This window comes from Nocardioides sp. P4_G10 (assembly GCF_056401175.1).
On sequence record NZ_JBFUJV010000010.1, the window covers coordinates 91,183 to 111,517 of the forward strand.

Below are 20,335 nucleotides of genomic sequence, written 5' to 3' on the forward strand. Positions count from 1 at the left end.
ATGGGTTCCACCCCGCGGCGGCTGATCGTCGGTGCCGTGCTGCTCGTGGGCAGCGTCGCTCTCGGGCTCGCCGTGGCGGTGTCGCTGTTCCTCAACAGCAGCCGGACCGTGGTTCTGGTCGGTCACGACACCGTCGTACGCCCCACGCTGGCGCGCGACGCCGTGGTCGAGACCGGGCCGCTGCTGCCCGACCTGCGCTTCCGCGACGTCGGCCCGCTCGGCGTCACGTTGACGCTCGGCAAGACCGAGGTCGGGTCGATCGAGGAGCTGGTCGAGCGCTACGCGCTGATCGCGAGCGACCCGACCGTGCCGGCCGAGAAGGTGCAGGACGTCGTCCTCGACATGGCTGTCTCGGCTGCCCTCCGCGGCCTGGCGGTCGGGCTGCTGCCGGTCGCGGTCTTCCTGCTCCTGGGCCGGCACCGTCGCGGCGAGCTCTTCCGGGGGCTCGGGACGAGGCAGGGCCTGCTCGCCCTGGTGCTGCTGCTGGCGCTCCCGCTCCTCGTGTGGCAGCCGTGGGAGAGCGAGGAGGAGACCCAGGAGGACCAAGGGAGCTGGCAGACGCTGGCCGACCTGGCCGGCCCCGACGTCGAGCTCCCCGAGGAGGTCCGCGACATCGAGGTGCGCACCGGGCCGGTCACCACGCAGAGCAAGCGGCTGGTGCTGAGCGCCGTGGACACCTACGACAAGAGCAAGGAGTTCTACTCCACCGCAGCGGAGGCGGCCGCAGACCTGACCGATCAGGGCCTCCGCACGCCCGAGGAGGACGAGACCGTCGCCCTGCTGGTCAGCGACCGGCACGACAACATCGGGATGGACCGGGTGGCTCGCGCCATCGGCGAGGCCGCCGGGGCGAGCGTCGTGCTCGACGCGGGCGACGACACCTCGACCGGCCAGCCCTGGGAGGCCTTCAGCCTCGACTCGCTCCAGGCGGCGTTCGACGACTGGGACCGCTTCGGGGTCGCGGGCAACCACGACCACGGCACGTTCGTCAGCACCTACCTCGCCGACCTCGGGTGGACCATGCTCGACGGGGAGGTGGTCGACGCCCCGTGGGGCGGCACCCTGCTCGGCGTCGACGACCCGCGCAGCAGCGGTCTCGGCAGCTGGCGCGACGAGTCGGGGCTGAGCTTCGCCGAGGTGGGCGACCGGCTCGCCGATGGGGCCTGCGCCGCCGCTGAGGACGGCGAGCGGATCAGCACCATGCTGGTCCACGACGCCAACCTCGGTCGCGAGGCGCTCGCCCGCGGATGCGTGGACCTCGTGGTCGGCGGCCACACGCACGTGCAGAACGGTCCGGATGCCGTGGACGGCGAGGGCGACGCGACCGGCTACACCTGGACCAACGGCACGACCGGCGGGGCGGCGTACGCCTTCGCGCTGGGCAGCAAGCCGCGCCGGGACGCCGAGGTCAGCCTCGTCACGTACGCCGACGGGCGACCGGTCGGCCTGCAGTGGGTGCGGCTGCGCACCAACGGCACGTGGCAGGTCGGCGAGTGGGAGCCCGTCACACCTGGCCCGTGATCGCCTCGTCGGGCTTGGCGGTGAGGAAGCGGTCGATGTAGTCGCGCGCGGTCGCGTGGATGTTGACCTCGTGGCCGGCCTGCTCCGAGAGGTACCAGCGGTGCTCCAGGATCTCGTGGAAGATCTCGGCCGGCTCGAGCTTGCCGGTGGCGTCGGGCGGGATCATCGCCATGATCGGCTCGAAGATCTCGTGCATCCAGCGGCTCGCGACGACGTGGCGGTCCTCGCGGCCGAGGTCGTAGTGGGCGGCGAACGACGCGACGTCGTTGAGGATGCGGCGGGCCTGGTTGTCCTCGACGGTCATGCCGGTGAGGTCGCGCAGCTCGCGGGTGTGGTGGCCGAGGTCGACGACCTTGGGCTGGATGCGGATCRTGTCGCCGCCCAGGTCGGTGACGATGTCGAGCTCGTCGACGTCGAAGCCGAGGTCGTTGAGCCGCTCGACGCGGCGCTCGATGCGCCACATCTCGTCGGCGCCGAACTCCTCGAGGTCGGTCAGCTCGCGCCACAGCGCCTCGTAGCGTGAGCGCAGGTGCTCGATGATCGCGAAGCCGTCGATGGGGCGCTGGACCGCGCCGCTCGCGCTGAGGTCCATCAGCTCGGCGAAGATGTTCTCGCAGCCCACGGTGATGTCGTACTCCCGCAGCCGGTCGCCGACGGCCTCGTGCAGCTCGCCGGTCTCGGCGTCCACGAGGTAGGCGGCCAGCGCCCCGGCGTCGCGGCGGAAGAGCACGTTGGACAGCGAGACGTCGCCCCAGTAGAAGCCGGCGAGGTGCAGCCGGACCAGCAGCACGACGATCGCGTCGATGAGCGTGGGCACGTGCTCGGCGTCCATCCCGCGGCTGAAGAGGCTGCGGTAGGGCAGCGAGAACCGGAGGTGGTGGGTGATCAGCGCCGCGGGCAGGTCCTCGCCCTCGCGGCTCTCGCGGCCGGTGACGACGCCCTGCGGGACGACCGACGGCATCCCCATCCGCTGGAGGTCGCGCAGCATCCGGTACTCCCGGAAGGCGATGTCGTCGTTGGTCTCCTTGACGGCGTAGACGCTGCTGCCGAGCCGCACGATGCGCACCACGTGGCGCGAGAGGCCACGCGGCAGCGGGACGACGACGTCGTCCGGCCACTCCTCCAGCGGGAGGTGCCAGGGCAGGCGCAGGATGGCCGGGTCCGGCCGGCTGGCGACGATCCGCATGGCCATGGTCGCGACCCTAGCCGCGCACGAGGTGCGAGGGCGAGGTCTGGGGTGTCGGGCCGGGACCGGCTACGCGGTGATCTCCCAGACGTCGAGTCGCGACCCTGCCGACGCCGCGACCTCGACGCCGTCGGCGCCAGGGGCGAGGTCGGCGCCGCCCGGCTCGGACCCGAAGAGGTGCCGGCCCGCCCCGACCGGCAGGGTGAACGCGCCGCCCGCAGCGCGGCGCGCGACCACCAGCACGGTCTGGTCGGGGTGCTCGCGGAGGTAGGCGATGGTGTCGGTGTCGACATGGCCCCAGCGCAGCCCGCCCCGGCGCAGCGCCGGGTGCTCCCGCCGCAGCCGCGCAAGGTCGGCGTACGTCGTGAGCGTCTGCTCGTCCCACTCCTCGCGGCGGTGCCACGGCATCGGGCGGCGGGCGTCCTCGCCGTTGACGCCCTCGAGCCCGATCTCGTCCCCCGCGAAGATCATCGGGACGCCGGGCATCGTGAACTGCAGCCCGGCGGCGACGCGGTGGACGGCAGCGTCCCCGCCGACGAGGGTGCGGATGCGGGCGGAGTCGTGGGAGCCGAGGATGTTCCAGCTCGACGCGGTGGCGCGCCAGCCGAGTGCGCCCTGCCAGGCCCGGAACGTCTCGACGACGGGACCGCCCCCGCGACGCGGGACCGGCACCGGTCGGCCGAACGGGCGCGCCGGCGATGCGGGATCGCGCAGCCACGACCACACCGGCCAGGAGAAGCCGGAGTAGTTCATCGTGCCGTGCCAGCCGTCGCCGTCGACGTCGCCGCTGGCGTCGTGGTTGTGCTCGCCGATGACCCACGGGTCGTCGTGCAGCGCGGCCGCGGTGGCGCGCACGGTGCGGGCGACCTCGTGGGCCACGTCGATGGCACCGAGCCGGCCGGTCATGTTGGCGACGTCGATGCGCCACCCGTCGACGGCGTAGGGCGGTTGCAGCCAGCGACCGACCACGGAGTTGGGTCCGTCGACCATCGCGTGGCGGACGTCGAGGTTCGCGTGGTTGATCTTGGGCAGCGTGCCGTGGCCCATCCAGTTGGCGTAGGTGCCGTCGTCGCCGAAGTAGTAGAACGAGCGGTGCGGGTCGCGCGCGTCGTCGACCGCGCAGAGGAACCACTCGTGGGTATCGCCCGTGTGGTTGGTGGTCAGGTCGCCCAGGATCCGCCAGCCCCGCTCGTGGACGGCCGCGCTCAGCCGGGCGTACGCCTCGCTGCCGCCGAGCAGCTCGTCGACCTCGGTGAAGGTGGTCGCGTTGTAGCGGTGGTTGCTCTCGCCGGGGAAGACCGGCGTCGTGTAGAGCACGTCGGCCCCGACCGCGGCGACGTGGTCGAGGTGCTCGGTGATGCCGTCCAGGTCGCCGCCGTAGAGCTGCATGGGCGTGCGCGGGTCGCTGCCCTCGAAGACGACCTCGTCGTCCCACTCCGCCGGCAGCGCCCAGTCCGGGACCTCCCGATCGTCGGCCGCGGCCGAGCGGGCGAAGCGGTCGGGGAAGACCTGGTAGACGACGCCGTCGCGACCCCAGTCGGGTGCGGGCGGGTGGGCGGCCAGCCGGAAGTCGACGGCGTCGGGCAGGTCGTGGCCCACCAGCCCGGCGCCGGTCAGCCACTCCTGCTCGCCCTCCCCGTCGGCGAGGGCGCGCACGAGGAGGAAGCGGTAGTGCGTGACCGGGTTGTGCACCGGCAGCTCTGCCTCCCACCACACCACGTCGCCGGTGGTGGTCGACGTCGTCGGGTGGAAGACCGGCTCGGCGTCGTACGTCGTCCGCAGCCAGACCGCCTCGACCGGGTCGGTCGCGCTCGTGCGGACGCGCACGGTGACGGTCGCGCCGAGCTCCGGTGCCTCGTCGGAGACGTAGAGCGGGGACCCGTCGTGGTGGGGGTCGTGGAGGAGGCTCACGGGCCACATCTTCCCTCACCTAGGATGGCCGCCGCGCCCTCGGGCGCACGCCGGTGTAGCTCAGTTGGTAGAGCGCTTCTCTTGTAAAGAAGATGTCGCGGGTTCGACTCCTGTCACCGGCTCCATCACCCTCGCCGGTCGAGTAGCACGCGAGCGCCAGCGAGCGGCGGATCGAGACCCCCTCGTTGGGACGGGTCTCGATACGCGCCTCGCTCGTTCCTCGCTCGGCTACTCGCCCACCGATGGGGTCAGCGGACCTGCACGACCTCGAACTCGTTGGCCGGCGAGGCGATGGCGTCCTGGGCGGCGATCAGCCGGAGCTCGCGCTCGCCGGAGTCGAGGGTCTCCTTGAGGACGGCGAACACCGAGGACGCGGTCCTGGCGAGGGCGTCGGCGGGGGAGCCGGTCGTGCGCAGGTGTGCGGTGAAGAGCGCGGCGGTGATGTCGCCGGAGCCGTTGGCCTTCATCGGCAGGCGCGGGGTGGTGACGAGCCAGGCGCCGTCGGCGGTGACGGCGAGCATCTCGATGACGTCGTCGTCCGCACCCTCGCGGTCGACCGAGGTGACCAGCACGGTCGACGGGCCGAGACCCCGCACCTCGTCCACGGCGGACAGGATGTCGTCGAGCGACGAGGGACCGCTCAGGCCGTCACGGTCGGTGATGAAGCCGAGCTCGAACTGGTTGGGCGTCAGCACGTCGGCGACCGGGATCACCGTCGAGCGGTACTTCGGCGGGATCGCCGGGTTCACGAAGCAGCCCGAGGTGGCGTTGCCCATGACCGGGTCGCAGGTGTACGTCGCGTCGGGGTTGGCCGCCTTCACCTGCGCCACCGCGTCGGCGATCACGTCGGCGATCTCCGGGGAACCCTGGTAGCCCGAGAGGATCGCGTCGCACGTCTCGAACGCGCCCCGCTCGCCGATCCCGGTGATCACCGCGGCGACGTCCTCCGCTGCGATCAGCGGCCCGCGCCAGGCGCCGTACCCGGTGTGGTTGGAGAAGTTCACCGTCAGGACGGGCCACACCTCGTGACCGAGGCGCTGGAGCGGGAAGACGGCAGCGGAGTTGCCGACGTGGCCGTAGGCGACGTGGGACTGGATCGAGAGGACGCGCACGCACCGACTTTAGGCCACCTGGAGCGACCTCTTCGACAGGCCCATCCAGTAGCCGTCGATGACCTGGATGCCCGGCTCGTCGGCGGTCGTCGCCGCGCCGAGGGTCACGAACAGCGGTGTGTAGTGCTCGACGGTCGGGTGGGCGTACGGCATGCCGGGCGCCTTCGACCTGTAGGCGGACAGCGTGTCGACGTCGCCGCGGGCGAGGGCGTCGGCCGCCCAGAGGTCGAAGTCCACCGACCAGCCGGGGGCGGCGGCCTCGATGCGGAACTCCTTGAGGAAGGGCAGGCCGTGGGTGAGGAAGCCCGAGCCGATGATGAGCACGCCCTCCTCGCGCAGTGGACGCAGCCGCTCGCCGAGCTTCATCAGGCGGTGCGGGTCGTCGGTCGGGAGCGACATCTGGAGCACGGGGATGTCGGCCTCGGGGTACATGATCTTCAGCGGCACCCACGCGCCGTGGTCGAGCCCGCGCGACACGTGCTGGTGCACGGGCTCGCCGCTCGGCATCATCGCTGCGACGCGCTGGGCCAGTGCCGTGGCGTCAGGGGTCTCGTAGGTCATCTGGTAGTACCTCGGCGCGAATCCGCCGAAGTCGTAGACCAGGGGAGCGCCGCTCGCGGTCAGGCTCACCGGCGCCGACTCCCAGTGCGCCGAGACGATGAGGATCGCCTTCGGTCGCGGCAGGTCCTTCGCCCACGCCGCGAGCTGGCCGGACCAGATCGGGTCGTCGAGCAGCGGCGGCGCACCGTGGCCGATGTACAGGGCAGGCATGGGAGTGGTCATGACGTCCTCAATAGTTGTTGGTTCAACTATATTCCCCGCGGTAGTCCAGTGGCAAGTGGTCGGCGGCGGGCCGTTCGCGAGACCGTTCGCCACTGGACTACCGCGCCGGGACGTCGTCGTACGCCGGCAGGGTCCAGTCGACCGGCTCGGCGCCCTGGTCCTCCAGCAGCCGGTTGACCGTGCTGAAGGGCTTCGACCCGAAGAACCCTCGCCGGGCGCTCAGCGGGGAGGGGTGGACCGACTCCACGCACGGCACCTCGCCGAGCAACGACTTGAGCTTCTGCGCGTGCCGGCCCCACAGGACGGCCGCGCACGGACCGCCGCGCTCGGCGAGCGCGGCGATGGCCCGCTCGGTGATCGGCTCCCACCCCTTGCCCTGGTGGCTGTTGGAGTCGCCCGGCCGCACCGTCAGGGTCCGGTTGAGCAGCATCACGCCCTGGTCGGCCCACGCCGACAGGTCGCCGTGGCGCGGCGGAACGATGCCGAGGTCGTCGCGCAGCTCGACGTAGATGTTGAGCAGGCTCGGCGGCAGCGGCCAGACGTGCCGCTCGACGGCGAAGCTCAGGCCGATCGGGTGCGCGGGGTTGGGGTAGGGGTCCTGCCCCACGACCAGGACGCGTACGTCGGCGAGCGGGCGCTGGAACGCCCGGAAGACCCGGTCGGCGGCGGGCTGGTAGCCCCGGCCGGCGACGTCCTCGTCGCGCAGGAAGCGACCCATCGCCGCGATGTGCTCGTCGACCGGCGCCAGCGCCTCCGCCCAGTCGGGAGCCACCAGCCCCTTCTCGACCAGCCCGGCGAGAGCGCTCATCGGGGTGGTCGTCCCGCGTCCCCGCGGACGGGTCGCTGGAGCCGGTCGAGGAACGCCACCAGCAGTGCCTCCCGCATCGCCGGCGACGCGACGTCGAGCATCGCGTTGACCTCCGCCATCCGGCTCGGCAGCTCGAGCTCGCCGTCGGCGGACTCGCTCACGAGCCCCGATGCGGCGAGCAGGCCGTCGAAGTCGTCGTCGCCGAGCGCGGTCGGGTCGAGCGCCTCGATGAACCCGACCACGCCGGGGTCGACGGCCACCGGGCCGGCCGCCTGCGCCGCCGCCACGGAGGCGGAGAGCGCCGAGGCGAACTCCTCGACGTGCGCGTGCGTGCCGGCGCTCACCGACAGGTGGATGCTCGGCCCGTCATCCCCGAAGGACAGCTGTGGCTGGACGTACCACCCGAGGGCGACCAGCTCGTCGGTGAGGGTGAACGGGTCGCAGGACGCGTCGGTCGCCAGGGTCACGAGGGTGGAGTCGGGCGCCACCACCAGCCGGAGCGCCGGCTCGCCCTCGATGCACGCCACGATGGCGTCGACCGCGGCGAGGGCGCGCTCCGCGAGCGCGAGGTAGCCGTCGTCGCCGATGTGCTCCACGACCGCCCACGTGCCGGCGACGGGGCCGCCCGAGCGGGTCGACTGCGTCGTGGCGTTGAGCATCGTGTAGCCGGGCCACGCCGCGGAGGCGAAGAACTGCGGCTTGCGCAGCGCCGCGTCGCGGTGCAGCAGGAGCGAGGTGCCCTTCGGGGCGTAGGCGTACTTGTGGGTGTCGACGGAGATCGACGTGACTCCCTCGACGGCGAAGGTCCACGGCGGCACCGGCCGCCCCAGTCGGGCGGCGTACGGCAGCACCCACCCGCCGATGCAGGCGTCCACGTGGCAGCGGACCCCGCGGGCAGCCGCGGCCGCCGCGATCTCGGTCACCGGGTCGACGACCCCGTGGGCGTACGACGGAGCGCTCGCCACGACCAGCACCGTGTCGTCGTCGATGGCGTCGGCCATCGCCGCGGCGTCGGCCCGGAAGTCCGGCCCGGCAGGCACGAGGACGGCCTCGACGCCGAAGTAGTGCGCGGCCTTGTGGAAGGCGGCGTGCGCGGTGGCGGGCAGCACCATCCGCGGGCGTACGACGTCCGGGCGGCTGTCGCGCGCGCCCTGGACCGCCAGCAGGATCGACTCCGTGCCGCCCGACGTCACCGTCCCGACCGCGGAGGCCGGGGCGTCGAGCAGTCCGCAGGCGAAGCCGACGAGCTCGTTCTCCATCTGCAGCAGCGACGGGAACGCCGTCGGGTCGAGCGCGTTGGAGGCGGCGTAGGCCGCGACCGCCTCCCGGGCGACACGGTCGACCTCGGGGTCGCCGGAGTCGTAGACGTAGGCCAGCGTGCGGCCTCCGTGCACGGGCAGGTCCCGGCTCTGGAGGGCACTGAGCCTCTGGATCGCGTCGGTCACTGGACTGCTCCTTCCGCCGCCGCCACCTCGGCGGGGTCGAGGGTGTACTGGCGCAGCCACCAGAGGCTGACCAGCGTCAGGATCGCCGGCACGATCGAGAAGCCCAGCGCGATCGTCGTGAGTGCGGAGTCGGGCTGGCTGATCTCGCGGCCCTCGCTCGACAGGTAGCCGCCGAGCGCGAGCATCAGGGCGAAGAGCGCCGGGCCCATGGCGAGGCCGAGCGTCTCGCCGGCCGTCCAGACGCCGGTGTAGACCCCGGCCCGGTTCTCCCCGGTCCGGGCGGCGTCCACGGCGGCGACGTCGGGCAGCATCGCCATCGGGAACACCTGGCATCCGGCGTAGCCGACGCCGACGAGGCCCGTCGCCACGAACGTCCAGACGTCGTTGCCGCCTCGCGCCAGCACGGCGAGGGCGGCGCCCGCGGCGAGGAGCAGCGACGAGGCGACGTAGCCCTGCTTCTTGCCCACGCGCTCACCCCAGCGGGCCCACAGGGGCGTCAGCAGCAGCGCCGGCCCGACGAAGCAGACGAACAGGATGGTCGCCGCCGAGGTGCGACCCAACAGGTCCTCGGCGACGTAGGCGACGCCGGCGAGCATGCACCCGGTGGCGAGCGCCTGCAGGACGAAGGTGGTGAGCAGCACCCGGAAGTCGCGGGCCCGGGAGACCACCTGCAGCTGCTGGCGCAGCGTGCCGGCGCCCGCGCCCACCGCCCCGATCGGCGCGTGGCGGGTGCCCCACCAGGCGGCGAGGACACCGACGAGGATGACCGTGGCCATCACGACGCCCATCACGCGGTATCCGTCGCGCCCGCCGATCGCGTCCCGGATCACCGGCGCCGTCGCACCGGCCAGCATGATCGTGAAGGCGAGGATCGCGACCCGCCACGTCATCAGCCGGGTGCGTTCGTCGTAGGACGTGGTGATCTCGGCCGGCATGGCGACGTAGGGCACCTGGAAGAAGGCGTACGCCGACGCGGCGAGCACGAAGAAGACGAGCACCCACCCGGCCTCGAGCCACCGGCTGTCGAGGTCGGGCGCGGCGAAGATCAGCGCGAACGCCCCCGCCAGCATCAGCCCGGCACGGACCAGCCACGGGCGTCGCGGACCGGCCGGGTCGATCGTGCGGTCGCTGACCCGCCCGGCGATCGGGTTGAGGACGACGTCCCACGCCTTCGGCAGGAAGACGATCACGCCGGCCCAGAGCGCCGCGATGCCGAGCTCGTCGGTGAGGTACGGCAGGAGCATCAGGCCCGGCACCGTGCCGAACGCCCCGGTCGCGACCGAGCCGCTGCCGTAGCCGATGCGTACGCCGAGCGGCAGCCGCCCTGCGTCGACCGACGTGCTCATCGTCCACCCAGCGCGCGGGATCCGGCCGACCCATAGCGGCGCGAGGGGTTCGAGCCGATCGTCCCGCGGGACGCCTTGGCCTTCGGCAGCGGGCCGCGCGACCACTCGTCCACCCACTCGTCGATGGCGGTCCAGGTCGTCGATCGGGCGGCCCGGCCGGTGAGCATGCCGAGGTGGCCGCCGGGCACGACCTCGAAACGCACCTGCGGCGACCCGGTCAGCAACGGCACCACGGCGCGTACGGCAGGCAGCGGGGCGATGCCGTCGGTGTTGCCTGCGAACACCAACGTCGGGACCGAGATCGATGCGAGGTCGACGGTCCGGTCGCCGATCTCCATGCTGCCGGTCGCGAGGGCGTTGCCCTTGACGAAGCGGTGGTAGAGCTGCCCGAACGTGCGGCCCGGGTAGGCCGTCATGTTGGACATGAACCGGGTGACCGCCTCCATCTGGGCGAGGTAGTCGGTGTCGTCGAGGTGGGTCAGCACCGCGAGCGGCTTGGTGAGCACCTTCTGCGCGGAGGCGGCGGTGAAGGCCCAGCTGACGAAGGGGGTCGGCACGCCGCCGAGGACCCGGTAGGCGCGGGTGATGACGCCCCGGCCCTGCGTCAGGTTGAGCAGCGGCCGCACCGGCGCGACGAGCGGCACCTTGGTCACGTCGACCGGGGACCCCACGACGGTGATCGAGGCGATCGGCAGGTCCTGGCGATCCGCGGCGACGAGGAGGGTGAAGATCCCGCCGAGGCTCCAGCCGACGAGGTGCACCCCGCGGCCGCCCGCGTGCTCGCTGACGACGCGGATCGCCTCGGGCAGCACCTCGTCGACCCAGTGCTCCATGCCCAGCGACCGGTTCTTGAACGAGACCTGCCCGTACTCCAGCAGGTAGGTCGGACGTCCCTGCGTGACGAGGTGCTCGACCAGGGAGCAGTCGCGGCGCAGGTCGAAGCACAGCGAGGGCGCCGCCAGCGGCGTCACCAGCAGGACCGGGTCGCCGGTCTGGGGGACGCCCGCGGCCGGTCGGTAGTGGTAGACCTCGCGCAGCTCGCCGTCGTCGATCAGCGTCCGGGGCATCGGCCGCAGGTCGGCCAGCCCGCCGTAGAGCAGCGTGTGCGCGACGTTGCCGGCCGCGGCGACCACCTGGTCGGGCTTGGGGATGAGGTCCATGGGGGAAATCTACGTGCAGAAAATTTCGGGGGAGGTGCATCCAGTCGAGGGGTTCGTCCGGAGAAGAGGGGGACGGGCGCCAACGGGCGCCCCTGACGGAAGGACCTCCCTCATGAAGCGACGCGTTCCCGCCATCCTCGCGGCCTCGGCCCTCGCCCTGGGCGCGGTGCAGGCCACGGCCCCCGCCGCGAGCGCCAAGGCCGTCGGTGAGGACAGCCTCGCGGCCCTCCTCACCTCCGACGGCAACACGTTCGACAAGAACAAGAACGACTTCGACATCGTCACCGAGGCCGCCCTCGCCGTCGTCGGCGCCAAGCCCGACTCCCCGGTCGCGCTGCTGGCCGACGRCAGCAAGCGCCTCACGGTCTTCGCGCCCACCGACGAGGCGTTCCGCCTGCTGGCCAAGGACCTGACCGGGAAGACGATCAAGAGCGAGAAGAAGATCTTCGACGCGCTCGTCGAGCTCGCCGGCGTCGACATGATCGAGACCGTCCTGCTCTACCACGTCGTCCCGGGCAAGACGCTCACCAGCAACAAGGTGCTCAAGGCCAACGGCGCCAAGCTGACCACCGCCCAGGGCGGCAAGATCACCGTGAAGGTCAAGACCAAGCCGAGCGTGAGCGTCACGCTCAAGGACCGCGACAAGAACGCCCAGGACCCGAAGGCCATCCTCAAGGCCCTCGACCTCAACAAGGGCAACAAGCAGGTCGCCCACGGCATCGACCGGGTGCTCCGCCCGATCGACCTCTGAGGCCCGGCAGCACGGACGCCTGACGGGCGGAGGGCGCGATGACCATCATCCCGTTCTCCGCCCGCGCGGCACGCCGGTACGGTGGCCCGGTGGTCACCGAGGCGATGGCGTTCGATGACGAGCAGGACGCCGGCGTCCAGGCGCTCGCCGCTCGCCTCGTCGCGGGCGAGGAGGCCGCCCTCGAGGAGGTCTACGACCGGTGGTCGGCCCTCGTGCACACCTACGCGCTCCGTGCCCTGCGTGACGCACACGATGCGGAAGAGGTCACCCAGCAGGTGTTCGTCGCTGCGTGGCGCAGCCGGCGCACGCTGACCCCGAGTCCCTCCGCCCTCCCCGCCTGGCTGGTGGGGATCGCGCGCCACAAGGTGGCCGACGTACGAGCGGCCCGGGCCCGCGACGCCGACAGGATCGCGGCCGTGGTGTCGCTCCCCGGCGCCCACCAATCCGCCGACGAGGACGTCGCCGAACGACTGGTGGTCCGTCAGGCCGTCGAGGACCTGCCGGATCCCCGCCGCACCATCATGTTCCTCGCCTTCTGGGAGGGACACAGCCACGCCGAGATCGCCGAGAAGGTCGGCCTTCCGCTCGGCACCGTGAAGAGCCACGTCCGCCGTGGCCTGATGAAGCTCCACCAGCAGCTCGAGGGGGTGCGCCATGAGTCACGTTGATCCCGAGCAGCTCGCCGGGCTCGCCCTCGACCCCACCGACGGCCCCGTCGACGTGCGGGAGCACGTCGAGACCTGCCCCGAGTGCGCAGGGCTGGTCGCCGCGTTCACCGGCGTACGGCGCCGCGCCGGCGCCGACGCCCTGGTCCCGCCCCCCGCTGAGCTGCGCGCGAAGGTGATGGCGGAGGTCCGGTCGGGCGACGCCCCGCCGGTGCCGCTGCCCGCCCGCACCGAGCCGGTGCCCCGACGCGGCGTGCCGCTGTGGGTGGCCGGCGTCGCCGCCGCGCTCGCCCTCCTCGCCGGAGTCGGCCTCGGGCGCCTCGGCACCGGGACGGACGAGTCTCCTGAGGCCGTCAGCCCCCCGGCGGAGACCGGGACCGTCGTGGCCGCGACCCCTCTCACCGCCCTCGACAGCGACGCCGAGCGCGGCGAGGCGAGCGCCGTGAAGACCGACGACACCTTCACCATCCGGGTCAGCGCGAGCGAGCTCGGCGACGAGCCCGGCGTGCACGAGGTGTGGCTGATCAACGTCGACGGCAAGCGGATGATCTCCATCGGCCTGCTCGCCTCGGGCGACGAGGGGGAGTTCGCCGTCCCCATGGACCTCATCGACGAGGGCTACCGCATCGTCGACATCTCCGTCGAGCCCGACGACGGCGACCCCACCCACTCAGGGGTGAGCATCGCGCGCGGGGAGCTCGCCTGACCCCTCCATCGGGACGGTCTGTCCTCGACAACGCGTGACGGGAGGGCTAGGAACGGGTCATGAAGTGGAGGTACGCCATCCTCGGCGGCACGGCAGCGGCGGCGGCCGTGACGACCGTGCACGACCTGGTCCAGACGAAGCACGCGATCGTCCGCAACTTCCCGGTGATCGGGCACGCCCGCTTCTTCCTGGAGAGGTTCGGGCCCGAGCTGCGGCAGTACATCGTCACCAGCAACGACGAGGAGCGCCCGTTCAGCCGTGACCAGCGGCGCTGGGTCTACGCCAGCTCCAAGCTGGAGAACAACTACTTCGGCTTCGGCACCGACAACGACGTCGAGGGGCTCGCGGGCTACCCGATCATCAAGCACCGCACCTTCACCGGGCCGGGTGCGGTCACGATGCCGCACGCGCAGGAGGAGATCGTGCTGCCCTGCGCCAAGGTGATGGGCGCCGCGCGCGGTCGTACGCACGCCTTCCGGCCCTCCTCCGTGGTCAACATCTCCGGCATGAGCTTCGGCTCCCTGTCGGGCAAGGCCATCGAGGCCCTCAACAAGGGCGCGGCCATGGCCGGCTGCTTCCAGAACACCGGCGAGGGCGCCCTGTCGCCCCACCACCGCAACGGCGGCGACATCGTCTTCCAGATCGGCACCTCCTACTTCGGCTGCCGCGACGACCGCGGCCGCTTCGACATGGCACGACTGGTCGACGTGGTGCAGTCGGCACCGGTGCGCGCGATCGAGGTCAAGCTCAGCCAGGGCGCCAAGCCCGGGCTGGGCGGCATGCTCCCCGCCGAGAAGGTGAGCCGGGAGATCGCCGAGATCCGCGGCATCGAGGAGGGCAAGGACTGTGCGTCACCGAGCCGCCACACCGTCTTCCACGACATCGACTCCATGCTCGACTTCGTCGAGTCCGTGGCCCAGGCGACCGGCCTGCCGGTCGGGATCAAGTCGGCGGTCGGCAACCTGACGATGTGGGACGAGCTCGTCGAGGAGATGGGCTCCGGGACGCGCGGCGTCGACTTCGTCAACATCGACGGGGGCGAGGGCGGCACGGGGGCGGCGCCGATGATCTTCGCGGACTCCGTCGCCTACCCGTTCCGCATCGGCTTCAGCGAGGTGTGGCGCCGGTTCGCGACCGCCGGCCTCAGCGACGACCTCGTGTTCATCGGGGCGGGCAAGCTCGGCGTCCCGGAGAACGCTGTCGTCGCCTTCGCCCTCGGCGCCGACATGGTCAACGTCGGCCGCGAGGCGATGATGTCGATCGGTTGCATCCAGGCCCAGAAGTGCCACACCGACCACTGCCCGGTCGGCGTCGCGACTCAGAACCCGCGCTACACGCGGGGCCTCGACGTGGGCCTCAAGAGCGTCCGGGCGGCCAACTACGTCCGCTCGCTGCGACGTGACCTGCTCAAGGTCTCCGAGGCGGTCGGCGTCGTCCACCCCGGCCTGATCGCGCCCCGCGACATCGACATCCTCGACGGCACGCGGTCCGCGGTGGGCCTCGGCGAGGTCTACGGCTACGACCCGACGTGGCCGCGCCTCGGCGCACACCTGGTGAGCGAGATCGAGGCGATCATGGTCGCCCAGGACGAGACCGCACCGTCACGACGCACTCCCGCCTGAGCCTCGGTCCGCCGAGGCCGGGCCGAGCGGGGATCAGGGCGGCGGTCAGCGCGAGCGCGACTCGCGCACCGTCTTGTCGTGGTGCTCGGGCAGGTCCTCGAGCTCGCGCAGGAAGTCGGCGGCCCACTTCGCGACGTCGTGCTGGACGACGGTCCTGCGCATCGCCCGCATCCGCCGGGACGTCTCCTTCTTGTCCGCGGCGAAGGCGTCGAGCAGCGCGGACTTCATCCCGTCGATGTCGTAGGGGTTGACCAGCCAGGCCTGCCGCAGCTCCTGCGCCGCACCGGCGAACTCCGACAGCACCAGGGCGCCGTCGTCCTCGAACCGGCAGGCGACGTACTCCTTGGCGACGAGGTTCATCCCGTCGCGGAACGGAGTCACCACCATGACGTCGGCCGCCCGGTAGAACGCGGCCATCTCCTCGCGGGGGTAGGAGTTGTGGAGGTAGTGGATGGCCGGGTTGCCGATCTTGCCGTAGTCGCCGTTGATCCGCCCGACGAGCATCTCGATGTCGTCGCGCAGGATGCGGTACYGCTCCACGCGCTCGCGAGAGGGCGTCGCGACCTGCACGAAGACGGCGTCCTCGACGTCGAGGTGCCCGTCGCGCACGAGCTCGCCGAACGCCCGCAGCCGGGAGTAGATGCCCTTGGTGTAGTCGAGCCGGTCGACGCCCAGGAAGATCCGCCGCGGGTTGCCGAGCGCCTCGCGGATCTCGGCGGCCCGCTTCTCCACCGCCTCGGAGCGGGCCAGCTCCTCGAACCCGGCCGTGTCGATCGAGATCGGGAAAGCGGTCGCCTTCACGGGCCGACCGTCCGGGAGGTAGATGGTGTCGCGGTGGGTCTTGTGGCCCACCCGGCTGCGCACGAGGCGTACGAAGTTGGCGGCCGCACCCGGCAGCTGGAAGCCGATCAGGTCCGCGCCCAGCAGCCCCTCGAGGATCTGGCGGCGCCACGGCAGCTGGGAGAAGAGCTCGGCCGGCGGGAAGGGGATGTGGAGGTAGAACCCGATGCGCAGGTCGGGGCGGGAGGCGCGCAGCATCTGCGGCACCAGCTGGAGCTGGTAGTCCTGCACCCACACGGTGGCGCCCTCGGCCGCCACCTCGGCGGCCCGGTCGGCGAAGCGCTGGTTGACCGCGACGTAGGAGTCCCACCACTCGCGGTGGAACTCCGGCTTGGCGATGACGTCGTGGTAGAGCGGCCAGAGCGTGCCGTTGGAGAACCCCTCGTAGAACTCCTCGACCTCCCGGGCGCTCAACGCGACGGGGATCAGGGAGAGCCCGTTCTCCTCGAACGGCTCGAACTCGTCGTCGTCGGCCGAGCCCGGCCAGCCGATCCACGCGCCGTCGTTGGCCCGCAGCACCGGTTCGAGGGCGGTGACGAGCCCGCCGGGGGAGGGCCGCCACGACACCGAGCCGTCCGGCTGGCTCACCCGGTCCACGGGCAGCCGGTTGGCCACGATCACGAGGTCTGCCTGCGCCGCTCCACTCACGCCCGCAACCCTAGCGACGGCCGGTGAGACGCAGACCACCCCGCGGTGTCCCCGTCTCCCCGATCTGGCGGGCGCGCTCCACGAGACCGCCGCAGGTTTTGTCCAGACGACTCGCCGGAGGCGAATGACATCGTTGTCGTTCGTCGCCTAGACTCGTCCTCGTCCACCCGGTCACGGGTGGTGTGGGGTCGAGGAGGAGATGTCCGATGGACGCAGCCGAGCACATCACAGCCCAGCAGGCGACTGCTGCCGGGCTGAGCGAGCGTGACGGCGAGATCCTCGAGTTCGAGCGGCACTGGTGGAAGTACGCCGGTGCCAAGGAGCAGGCCGTCCGCGAGAAGTTCGACATGTCCTCCACCCGCTACTACCAGGTCCTCAACGCGCTGATCGACCGTCCCGAGGCGCTCGAGGCCGACCCGCTGCTCGTACGCCGCCTCCGCCGGCTGCGGGCCTCCCGCCAGCGGCAGCGCTCGGCGCGCCGCCTCGGGTTCGAGATCTGACACCAGCTGTGACTCACCTCTGACCCAACGGCCCGCCCTCTCACGATTGGTCACCTTCCCCATGGCCTCCTTCCCCAGCCCCGGCCGACCCGCGTCCCGTCGTCGTGACGAGCGCGGCGTCGCCTTCCCGTCCCCGCTCGTGATGCTGTCGGTCCTCGCCGTCGCGATGGCCTCGATCACCTTCGTCGCGACCCGCGACCAGGCGCCGACCGAGCGCCGCGTCGACACGGCCACGATCGCCAGCGCCGAACAGTCGCCCAGCGCCGAGCCGTCCCCGACGGTGGCCGAGACCCCGTCGCCCGAGCCCAAGCCCAAGCCGCAGGTCAAGCGGGGCGAGGTCTACGTCGAGGTCTACAACAACTCCGGCATCCGGGGGCTCGCCGCCGAGACCGCCGCGAAGGCCACCGGTGTCGGCTGGGCCGTGGTCGGCGAGGACAACTGGCAGGGCCTCATCCCCACCAGCACCGTCTACTTCCCGCCCCGGCTCAAGGCTGCCGGCAGGCAGCTCGCCCTCGACCTGGGGATCAAGCGCACGGCGCCGGCCGTCGGCGTGATGAAGCGCGACCGGCTCACCATCATCCTCACCGCCGACGCCCCGCGCTGACCCTCGGCCCTCCCTCGCCCCGATGCAACCGCGGGCAGGGTCGGCGCACGTGCGCCGCACGTGGTTGGGTTGACCCATGGAGTTCACCTCCGACGACGCGCGCGCCCACTACGACGCCGTACGCGACGTCCTCGATGGCGTCGTCGTCGGCCTCGACTTCGACGGCACGCTGTCGCCCGTCGTCGACGACCCCGAGGCGGCCCGCCTGCACCCTGCGGCCCCGGGCGCGCTGCTCGAGCTCGCCGAGGCGGTGCGCGCGGTCGCGGTGATCACCGGCCGGCCGGCGCGCCAGGCCATCGCCATGGGCGACCTCGACGCGCTCGGCAACGCCATGCTCGACCGCGGTGCCGAGCTGTTCGTCTTCGGCCAGTACGGCAACGAGCGCTGGTCGGCCACCGAGCAGCGCATCCGGTCGCCGCGGCCGCCGGCCGGACTGGCGAGCTTCGAGCGCGAGCTGCCGTCCGTCCTGCGCAGCGCCGGCGCTGCCGGGGCGTACGTCGAGGAGAAGGGCCTCGCGGTCGCCGTGCACACCCGCCGCATGGACGACCCGACCGGCACCTTCGAGCGGCTGGTGAAGCCCATCTCCGCCCTCGCCGAGCGCCACCACCTCACGATCGAGCCCGGTCGCAACGTCATCGAGGTGCGCTCGGGTGACATGCACAAGGGTCACGCCCTGCGGGCTTTCGTCGCCGAGCAGGAGGCCACCGGGGTGGTCTTCGGCGGCGACGATCTCGGCGACGTCGAGGCGTTCGAGGCGGTCCGCTCGCTGCGCGCCGAGGGCCTGCCCGGCCTGGTGGTGTGCTCGGCCTCCACAGAGCGACCCGACCTGATGCGGCTCGCCGACGTGGTCGTCGACGGACCACAGGGCGTCGTGGAGCTCCTGACCGCCCTCTCCACCCGCCGCTGACCGCTCCGCGGACGCCGTCCTGACCACATCGTGGACTAGATGTGCACATCGTGAGACGGCCTGCCTAGGCTGAGCGTGCTCATCACGAGGGACTGAGGGAACGGCCCGACGAAGTCCCGGCAACCACCCGCGAGCCTCCTGTCCGCCTCACGGCCGGCAGTCGCGGGAGCAGGTGCCAAATCCGACCCCAGCGAGAGTCGCGGGGACAGATGAGAAGGAGGACTTCATGAGCACCCTGCTGGACGAGAACACCACTGGCACCCCGTCGAGGGGCCTGCGCGAGGGTGCCTTCGGCAACGCCCGCGCCCTGGCCTGCCGCGAGTGCGGGCACGAGGTCGCTCTCGGCCCCTTCTACGCGTGTCCGGAGTGCTTCGGGCCGCTCGAGGTGGCCTACGACTTCCCGACGGTGACCCGCGAGGAGATCGCCGCCGGCCCCCGCAACATCTGGCGCTACAAGGCGCTCCTCCCGGTGCCCGACGACATCGAGCAGAGCCCCAACACCGAGCCCGGCTTCACCCGGCTGCTCGAGGCGAAGAACCTCGCCCGGGAGCTCGGCCTCGAGAAGCTGTGGGTGAAGGACGACTCGACCAACCCGACCAACTCGTTCAAGGACCGCGTGGTCGCCTGCGCCCTGAGCGCGGCCCGCGAGCTCGACGCCAAGGTCTTCGCCTGCCCCTCGACGGGCAACCTCGCCAACGCCGTCGCCGCTGCCGGCGCCCGGGCCGGGATCAAGACGGTCGTCTTCATCCCGAGCAACCTCGAGAAGCCCAAGCAGGTCAACTCGGCCGTCTACACCGACCGCCTCGTGGCGGTCGACGGCAACTACGACGACGTCAACAAGCTCGCCTCGGAGATCGCCGGCGAGGAGGAGGGCTGGGCGTTCGTCAACGTCAACGTGCGCCCCTTCTACGCCGAGGGCTCCAAGACGCTGGGCTACGAGATCGCCGAGCAGCTCGGCTGGCGGCTGCCCGACCAGATCGTCATCCCCGTCGCGTCCGGCTCGCAGCTGACCAAGGTCGACAAGGCCTTCAAGGAGCTCATCGCCCTCGGCCTGGTCGAGGACAAGCCCTACAAGGTCTTCGGCGCCCAGGCCACCGGCTGCTCGCCGGTCTCGGTCGCCTACAAGGCCGGCACCGACGCGATCCGGCCGGTCAAGCCGGACACCATCGCCAAGAGCCTGGCCATCGGCAACCCGGCCGACGGCATCTACGTCCTCGACATCTGTCGCCGTTCAGGCGGCGCGGTCGAGGACATCAGTGACGACGAGGTGCGCGAGGCGATCGTGCTCCTGGCTCGCACCGAGGGGATCTTCACCGAGACCGCCGGCGGCACCACCGTCGGCGTGCTGAAGAAGCTCGTCGAGTCCGGTCAGCTCGACACCTCCCTGGAGACGGTCGTCATCAACACCGGCCACGGCCTCAAGACACTGGACGCGGTGTCCGACCGCGTCGGTCCGGCCGCCACCATCGCCCCGTCCTACGACGCCTTCGTGGCGGCGGACATCCTCTGAGCACGAAGGAACGAGCCATGGCAGTCTCCGTCCGTATCCCGACCATCCTGCGCACCTACACCGGTGGTGAGTCCGAGGTCAGCGCCGAGGGCGACACGCTCGCGGCCGTGCTCGACGACCTCGACGCCCGCTACTCCGGCATCAAGGGCCGCATCCTCGACGAGGCGGGCAAGCTGCGCCGCTTCGTCAACGTCTATGTCGGCAACGACGACGTGCGGTTCCTCGACGAGCTGGAGACCGCCACGCCCGACGGTGTGCAGATCTCGGTGATCCCGGCGGTCGCCGGGGGCTGAGCCCCGGCGACCGTGCC

At 71.8% G+C, this 20,335-nt stretch carries 19 protein-coding genes, 1 tRNA gene and 1 riboswitch; of the genes, 11 read left to right on the top strand and 9 right to left on the bottom strand.

The genetic code is table 11. The features are described from left to right. On the top strand, window positions 1-1,521 hold the full coding sequence (locus AC1DP1_RS12475) for a metallophosphoesterase (RefSeq protein WP_477507115.1): 1,521 nt from the start codon (window positions 1-3) through the stop codon (window positions 1,519-1,521). Here AC1DP1_RS12475 and AC1DP1_RS12480 read toward each other — a convergent pair. Both AC1DP1_RS12480 and AC1DP1_RS12485 read right to left on the bottom strand, forming a co-directional pair. Further along, window positions 1,505-2,713: a DUF4032 domain-containing protein gene (locus AC1DP1_RS12480; RefSeq protein WP_477507116.1), complete on the bottom strand. Its 1,209-nt coding sequence runs from the start codon at window positions 2,711-2,713 to the stop codon at window positions 1,505-1,507. The two genes, AC1DP1_RS12475 and AC1DP1_RS12480, sit on opposite strands and share 17 nt — an antisense overlap. 63 nt (window positions 2,714-2,776) lie before the next feature. Next, window positions 2,777-4,618 carry a glycoside hydrolase family 13 protein gene (locus tag AC1DP1_RS12485; RefSeq protein ID WP_477507117.1) on the bottom strand — a complete coding sequence of 614 codons (1,842 nt, stop codon included), beginning with the start codon at window positions 4,616-4,618 and terminating at the stop codon, window positions 2,777-2,779. Window positions 4,619-4,667: 49 nt separating this feature from the next. Here AC1DP1_RS12485 and AC1DP1_RS12490 point away from each other — a divergent pair. Continuing rightward, window positions 4,668-4,743: transfer RNA gene (locus AC1DP1_RS12490), tRNA-Thr, on the top strand. A gap of 123 nt (window positions 4,744-4,866) precedes the next feature. On the opposite strand, the gene pdxY is transcribed toward AC1DP1_RS12490, so the two are convergent. From pdxY to AC1DP1_RS12520, 6 genes are all read right to left on the bottom strand, one after another. Then, complete coding sequence (pdxY, locus tag AC1DP1_RS12495; protein ID WP_477507118.1) at window positions 4,867-5,730, bottom strand: pyridoxal kinase PdxY; 864 nt, start codon at window positions 5,728-5,730, stop codon at window positions 4,867-4,869. Between the two features lie 9 nt (window positions 5,731-5,739). After that, on the bottom strand, window positions 5,740-6,513 hold the full coding sequence (locus AC1DP1_RS12500) for a dioxygenase family protein (RefSeq protein ID WP_477507119.1): 774 nt from the start codon (window positions 6,511-6,513) through the stop codon (window positions 5,740-5,742). 97 nt (window positions 6,514-6,610) lie between these two features. Next, window positions 6,611-7,321, bottom strand: a complete 711-nt coding sequence (locus AC1DP1_RS12505) for a uracil-DNA glycosylase (protein ID WP_477507120.1) — start codon at window positions 7,319-7,321, stop codon at window positions 6,611-6,613. Further along, window positions 7,318-8,766 carry a pyridoxal phosphate-dependent decarboxylase family protein gene (locus AC1DP1_RS12510; RefSeq protein WP_477507121.1) on the bottom strand — a complete coding sequence of 483 codons (1,449 nt, stop codon included), beginning with the start codon at window positions 8,764-8,766 and terminating at the stop codon, window positions 7,318-7,320. The genes AC1DP1_RS12505 and AC1DP1_RS12510 overlap by 4 nt, the downstream gene beginning before the upstream one ends. Further along, window positions 8,763-10,112, bottom strand: coding sequence for an MFS transporter (locus AC1DP1_RS12515; RefSeq protein ID WP_477507122.1), 1,350 nt, complete (start codon window positions 10,110-10,112; stop codon window positions 8,763-8,765). Before AC1DP1_RS12515 ends, AC1DP1_RS12510 begins: the two co-directional genes overlap by 4 nt. Next, complete coding sequence (locus AC1DP1_RS12520) at window positions 10,109-11,272, bottom strand: alpha/beta fold hydrolase (RefSeq protein ID WP_477507123.1); 1,164 nt, start codon at window positions 11,270-11,272, stop codon at window positions 10,109-10,111. Before AC1DP1_RS12520 ends, AC1DP1_RS12515 begins: the two co-directional genes overlap by 4 nt. A gap of 112 nt (window positions 11,273-11,384) precedes the next feature. Between AC1DP1_RS12520 and AC1DP1_RS12525 the strand changes: the two genes are divergently transcribed. From AC1DP1_RS12525 to AC1DP1_RS12540, 4 genes are read left to right on the top strand one after another with little or no spacing between them, the layout of a single operon-like run. Then, the gene (locus AC1DP1_RS12525; protein WP_477507124.1) at window positions 11,385-12,023 is read left to right on the top strand and encodes a fasciclin domain-containing protein; all 639 of its coding nucleotides are present in this window, start codon (window positions 11,385-11,387) and stop codon (window positions 12,021-12,023) included. Window positions 12,024-12,061: 38 nt separating this feature from the next. Continuing rightward, window positions 12,062-12,691 carry an RNA polymerase sigma factor gene (locus AC1DP1_RS12530; protein ID WP_477507125.1) on the top strand — a complete coding sequence of 210 codons (630 nt, stop codon included), beginning with the start codon at window positions 12,062-12,064 and terminating at the stop codon, window positions 12,689-12,691. Then, on the top strand, window positions 12,678-13,394 hold the full coding sequence (locus AC1DP1_RS12535; protein WP_477507126.1) for an anti-sigma factor: 717 nt from the start codon (window positions 12,678-12,680) through the stop codon (window positions 13,392-13,394). Before AC1DP1_RS12530 ends, AC1DP1_RS12535 begins: the two co-directional genes overlap by 14 nt. A gap of 59 nt (window positions 13,395-13,453) precedes the next feature. Continuing rightward, complete coding sequence (locus AC1DP1_RS12540) at window positions 13,454-15,016, top strand: glutamate synthase-related protein (protein ID WP_477507127.1); 1,563 nt, start codon at window positions 13,454-13,456, stop codon at window positions 15,014-15,016. Window positions 15,017-15,061: 45 nt separating this feature from the next. On the opposite strand, the gene AC1DP1_RS12545 is transcribed toward AC1DP1_RS12540, so the two are convergent. After that, entirely contained in the window at window positions 15,062-16,504 is a 1,443-nt protein-coding gene (locus AC1DP1_RS12545; protein ID WP_477507128.1) for an alpha,alpha-trehalose-phosphate synthase (UDP-forming), read from the bottom strand. Window positions 16,505-16,710: 206 nt separating this feature from the next. Between AC1DP1_RS12545 and AC1DP1_RS12550 the strand changes: the two genes are divergently transcribed. The 5 genes from AC1DP1_RS12550 to AC1DP1_RS12570 all read left to right on the top strand — a co-directional run bounded on the left by AC1DP1_RS12550 (window position 16,711) and on the right by AC1DP1_RS12570 (window position 20,318). Beyond that, window positions 16,711-17,004, top strand: coding sequence for a DUF3263 domain-containing protein (locus AC1DP1_RS12550; RefSeq protein WP_300049655.1), 294 nt, complete (start codon window positions 16,711-16,713; stop codon window positions 17,002-17,004). Window positions 17,005-17,065: 61 nt separating this feature from the next. Beyond that, on the top strand, window positions 17,066-17,608 hold the full coding sequence (locus AC1DP1_RS12555) for a LytR C-terminal domain-containing protein (protein ID WP_477507129.1): 543 nt from the start codon (window positions 17,066-17,068) through the stop codon (window positions 17,606-17,608). A gap of 76 nt (window positions 17,609-17,684) precedes the next feature. Next, window positions 17,685-18,515, top strand: a complete 831-nt coding sequence (gene otsB, locus AC1DP1_RS12560) for a trehalose-phosphatase (protein ID WP_477507130.1) — start codon at window positions 17,685-17,687, stop codon at window positions 18,513-18,515. Window positions 18,516-18,591: 76 nt separating this feature from the next. Further along, a riboswitch (SAM riboswitch) is annotated at window positions 18,592-18,731 on the top strand. Between the two features lie 10 nt (window positions 18,732-18,741). After that, the gene (thrC, locus tag AC1DP1_RS12565) at window positions 18,742-20,025 is read left to right on the top strand and encodes a threonine synthase (protein WP_457185910.1); all 1,284 of its coding nucleotides are present in this window, start codon (window positions 18,742-18,744) and stop codon (window positions 20,023-20,025) included. Window positions 20,026-20,042: 17 nt separating this feature from the next. Further along, entirely contained in the window at window positions 20,043-20,318 is a 276-nt protein-coding gene (locus AC1DP1_RS12570; RefSeq protein WP_457185912.1) for a MoaD/ThiS family protein, read from the top strand. Window positions 20,319-20,335: the final 17 nt, after the last annotated feature.